4 protein-coding genes are annotated in these 4,200 nt (G+C 63.6%); 1 reads left to right on the top strand and 3 read right to left on the bottom strand.

Going from position 1 to position 4,200, the window contains the following annotated elements; translation table 11 throughout:
* Nucleotides 1-180, top strand: a 180-nt coding sequence (locus tag AC1Y2B_RS23335; protein ID WP_482255517.1) for a hypothetical protein, incomplete at its 5' end; no start/stop codon positions are given.
* Here AC1Y2B_RS23335 and AC1Y2B_RS23330 read toward each other — a convergent pair.
* The 3 genes from AC1Y2B_RS23330 to AC1Y2B_RS23320 all read right to left on the bottom strand — a co-directional run.
* Nucleotides 117-647, bottom strand: coding sequence for a lysozyme family protein (locus tag AC1Y2B_RS23330; protein WP_482255516.1), 531 nt, complete (start codon nucleotides 645-647; stop codon nucleotides 117-119). The genes AC1Y2B_RS23335 and AC1Y2B_RS23330 overlap by 64 nt on opposite strands.
* Before the next feature lie 500 nt (nucleotides 648-1,147).
* Nucleotides 1,148-1,687 (bottom strand): hypothetical protein, encoded by a 540-nt coding sequence (locus tag AC1Y2B_RS23325; protein WP_482255515.1) that lies wholly within the window; start codon nucleotides 1,685-1,687, stop codon nucleotides 1,148-1,150.
* Between the two features lie 32 nt (nucleotides 1,688-1,719).
* A partial coding sequence (locus tag AC1Y2B_RS23320; protein ID WP_482255514.1) for an AAA family ATPase occupies nucleotides 1,720-4,200 on the bottom strand: 2,481 nt, incomplete at its 5' end.

Below are 4,200 nucleotides of genomic sequence, written 5' to 3'. Positions count from 1 at the left end.
CTGGCGGGTCTGGCGGGTCTGGCGGGTCTGGCGGGTCTGGCGGGTCTGGCGGGTCTGGCGGGTCTGGCGGGTCTGGCGGGTCTGGCGGGTCTGGCGGGTCTGGCGGGTCTGGCGGGTCAGCGACGGGCTGCGGCCAGAGCGTTTTGCGCGGGGAAAATCATCGCCATGCTTTGGGCATAGGCCGCGCGTGAGACCGTGGCGTGGTTGCCGGCGATGCCTTCGTAAGCGGAGGTGCCATCAGCCAACGGGAGCCCCGCCCAGACGGCAGCCACGTTGTCCATGAAGGTCTCGGGTGTGAGGTCGCCAGCAAAGAACGAGACATAGCCAGCCTCGGCCAAGAGAATGTCAGCCCAACGATCCTGCAAGTCAGCTGAGAACACTTCGGTGCCACCAATGCCGGTCAATGACGCCAGACGCTCGAAAGTCGGTGGGATGAACTGGTAGCGCCCGATGGCATGGTTCTGACCGGGGGTGCCTACGACCCAGGCCCGAATTTCATCAATGGTCATCGCCGTGGGTAGCTTCGCGGGTTTGACGGTAGCCCCATACTGAACGGAGTCATAGTCTGCCGAACCGGCCTCTGCGGCGCTGATCAGGCTGCGCAGATTGGCCAAGGGCGTCGCAGCAGGATCGGGCGTGAAGCGCAAGGGCTCCCTGCCCTTCGGATGAGACGCGGCTGTCGACAAGGCGGGGGATTTCTCGAAGCCTACTTTCTTCCAGGTCGCGTCAGAACTGTTTGAGGTGAAGCTGGAGCCCCGGTGCCATTCATTTTCGGCGAGAGCGAGAAATGGATTCAGGGCAAACACAGCCAGCGAAAAACAAAAGGCGGCACGCCAGCCACCCTGCCGGGGGCTGACGTCGGCGGGGCAGGCTGCGCCATCCCCAAGGTGGAAAAGGCCCGAAAGGGGGAAGGGGCGTCTGTACCAGCCGCTAAAGATACACACCTGACGCAGCAGGCTGCAGGACCCCCCTAAACCACTGTAATCATTACATTTACGGGCTGTTTCGGGTCCCTTCGACCGGAATGTCGAATAGTGATTCAATATCAAGGGCTTGGGCCTGCTGGCCCAAAACGGGCCGGGCCCTGGCCCAATTTGGGCCAGCCCCTGGGCCAGTCTGGCCCAGACTTTTGCACCCGAAACCCGGCTCATCCCAGCACCTTTTCATCATCCTTGGCGGGCGCTTTGCCCTTCTCGGCGGCCTTGGCGCGGTTTGCCGCCTCCATCTTCTCCAGCACCTCGGTTTCGAGTTTGAGGTCGAAGTCTTGAAAGCGCCGCTCGGGTTCGGGGATCAAACGACGATAGGTGTCATCTGCCAGTTGCAGGACTTCGAGCGTCTTCTCGACGATCGTGCCCACGGCCCCACCATGCGGCGGCATCAGGCCCATGACCTGCCGGCAGACAAAGAGCTGGCGATAGACCATGCCCAGCATCATGGAGGTGTGGCCCGAGGTCTCAAGGACGGCTGCCTTGACCTCGGCCAGATCCGGTGCGATGCGCGCTGCAATGTCCTCCAGCACATTGATCTGCCCCCTGGCCTCGGCGAGGTCCTGATCCAGCTGCGAGAGGGCGCGCTCCAGAAGATCGCCATCCGGCTTCTCATCGTCGCCCATCACGCTCTGCACCAGCTGCCGGGCGCGGGGGCCAAGCCTGATCCGCCAGCTTGCATCGGTGGTTTCCAAACGCATGTCGTGTTCTCCTGTCTCTCGTTCGATCCGGTTCAGCGGATCGGGCCTTCGATGATTTTCTGCTTCTGGCGGTCAGCGAAGGCCTTGATCGACGCTTCCACCTCGGCGTCGTTGCGCTCGACTGGCAGGGCGAAGAGCTTGGAATAGTCAGCAGGCCGGTCAGGACGATCCTGATCGGTGCCAACCTTCGGCGGTGCCAGATCGTGTTCGCGATCCGAACGTTCCGGCTGCGCCGATCTTTCCTGCGGGACGGGGGCATCCGCCTTCAGCTTTTCGTGTCGTTCGCGCTCGGCCTTGAGCCAAGATTCGAGCGCCGTAGGCCGGTCGCCCGTATTGGCCTCGATCCGTTTGGCCAGTGCCGCCGCATCGTCGGTGACGAGAACTGCCTCCTCCCGCATCCGCGAAATCGCCACATAGAAAGACTTCTGGGTGGCAAGCTGCTCGGCGGAGGATAGGCCCACGATGATCCGGTTCACCGAACTGCCCTGAAAGTCATGAACGGTGGAGGCATAGGCATGATCGAGGCCGCGCGACGCGACACTGTCGAGAGGCAAGGTCACAGCGTCACGCCCCGGCATCTTCACCGTGACCGCATCGTCGCCGAGCGCAGAGATGGTGCCACGAGCGCCGTTGATGATCTGGCGATCCTTGTCCGCGATTGTGAAGCGGACGCGGTCGCCGGTAGCGAAGGCACGCTCTTCGGGTGTGTAAACCACAAAGCCGGCGGCGAGCTTTTCGTCCTGACGGAGCGGCAGGATCAGCTCCCTGCCCTTCGCTACATCTTCGACCCTCACTGTGTTGGTTCGGACGTCCCGATCCAGGACGACATAGAGTTCGCCCTTTTCGACCTGATGCTGCTTTGAGGAGGTGAGGGACAGGATGATGTCGCCGGTGCTGTAGGACCGCGCATCGCCCGCAGCGGCGCGGGTAAGCCCGGCGGGCTTCAGGCCCAACACGGCGTGGTCCTCGATCCCGAGTTTGCCCTCGAGCTTCAAGTTGGTGCGGATCGCCTCGTTGATGGACTTGCGGGCCGCATTGGTCAGGACGGCAATGCCGGTTTCCTCCCTGCCCTTCGGGTCCAGTTGCAGCCAGCGGCCCGCCACCTTGGTGGATACTTCTGCCCGGTTGCCAGTCTCGACCACCTCGCCGATCCGTGCCATCGCGGCCCTCACCTCGCCCCGGATTGCATGGAGAACCGCTTCTCGCCCTGCCTCGTCGCGTTGGCGTTGAATATCAGTCATCATGGCTGTCGGCATGCCGGCTCGCTGCAACTGGGTGAAGGGTTGCCCCGCGCTGACGGCATCAAGTTGTTTCACATCGCCGACCAGGATCACCCGGGCAAAGCCACTCCGGTGGGCATGGGACAAGAGATCGCGCATTTCCGTGGCGGCGATCATGCCCGCCTCATCGACGACAAGGATCTTGCGGTCCCGCCCTTCCCCGCCCGGATCGCCGCCCTGACGCATCTGCATGAGCCAAGACTGCATGGTCTGGGCGGTGGGGATTGCCTCCTTCAGGGCTTCGACCGCCCGCCCGGACGGCGCAAGGCCGATCAACTCATACTCCGCCTTCTCGGCATAGCGGCGCAGGGTTTCGACCATGAAGGTCTTGCCGGTTCCGGCGTAGCCCTGCACGCCGACAGTGCGCGACGCACCGGTAAGGCCGGTCAGGACGGCGTCCCGCTGCCCTTCGGTCAGGCTTGTGTTCGCCAGCCTGCGCTGCAGCGATTTCTCCGGATCTCGGCCTTCAAGGCTCAGGGCGTCGAGATCCAGGCGTCCGCCGCGAACCCCGGCGCGGTAGGTCTTCAAGACCTCGCGTTCGGCGGCGAGCGTCTTCTTGTCCGTCAGGAGTGGGCTCAAGCCCGACCGGCCAGCATGGAGAAGGGTCTTGTCCTTCAGCGCGCTGGTGACCTCGCGGGTCAGGTCCGCGACGGTGGCGTAGGTCAGGCGTGGCAGCGCGGTTTTCAGAAGATCGCGGAGCGGATAGACACTCTGTCGCTCGCTGAGATGAGCGACGGCCCAGCCAAGCGCCTCTTTCGCCTCTACCTTGACGAAATCGCCCTCCGTCCCGTACCGGCTGATACCGCCGAGCCGGACCTGCTGGGATCGCTCTGCAGCGCGGCGCAGGTCCTGCAGTTGCTCGGGTTCCATGCCCAGTAGCTTCGCCTCGTTGAGCCAGTTTTCATGGAGGGCGGCACGGTCAAGATTGCCGCCTTTGGCGACGCGGGTAGCGAGAGCTGCCAGAGCACGGTTTTCGGGGGAGTCGTCGAGACCGCGCTTTTCGAGGGCGGCCTCGATGGCTTCGGAGCGCTTGGAATAGAGCGACAGCAGGGCGGGCGGCACGCCCTTAATTTCGACGATGCCGTCTTTGCCGCTGCGGTCCACCTCGTAGCCGAGGCCGCGCAGGCCACGGGCCAGCTCATTGCGGTAGATTTCTCCGCCGAGCATCTTGGTGAGGTAGATCTCGTCATTGTGCAGCGCTGTCCATTTGCCGTCCGGGTTCAGCACCATGTT

Source organism: Stagnihabitans sp. (genome assembly GCF_964946895.1).
Note: the sequence above shows the minus strand (reverse complement) of the source record. Positions and strands in the feature narration are given on the sequence as shown.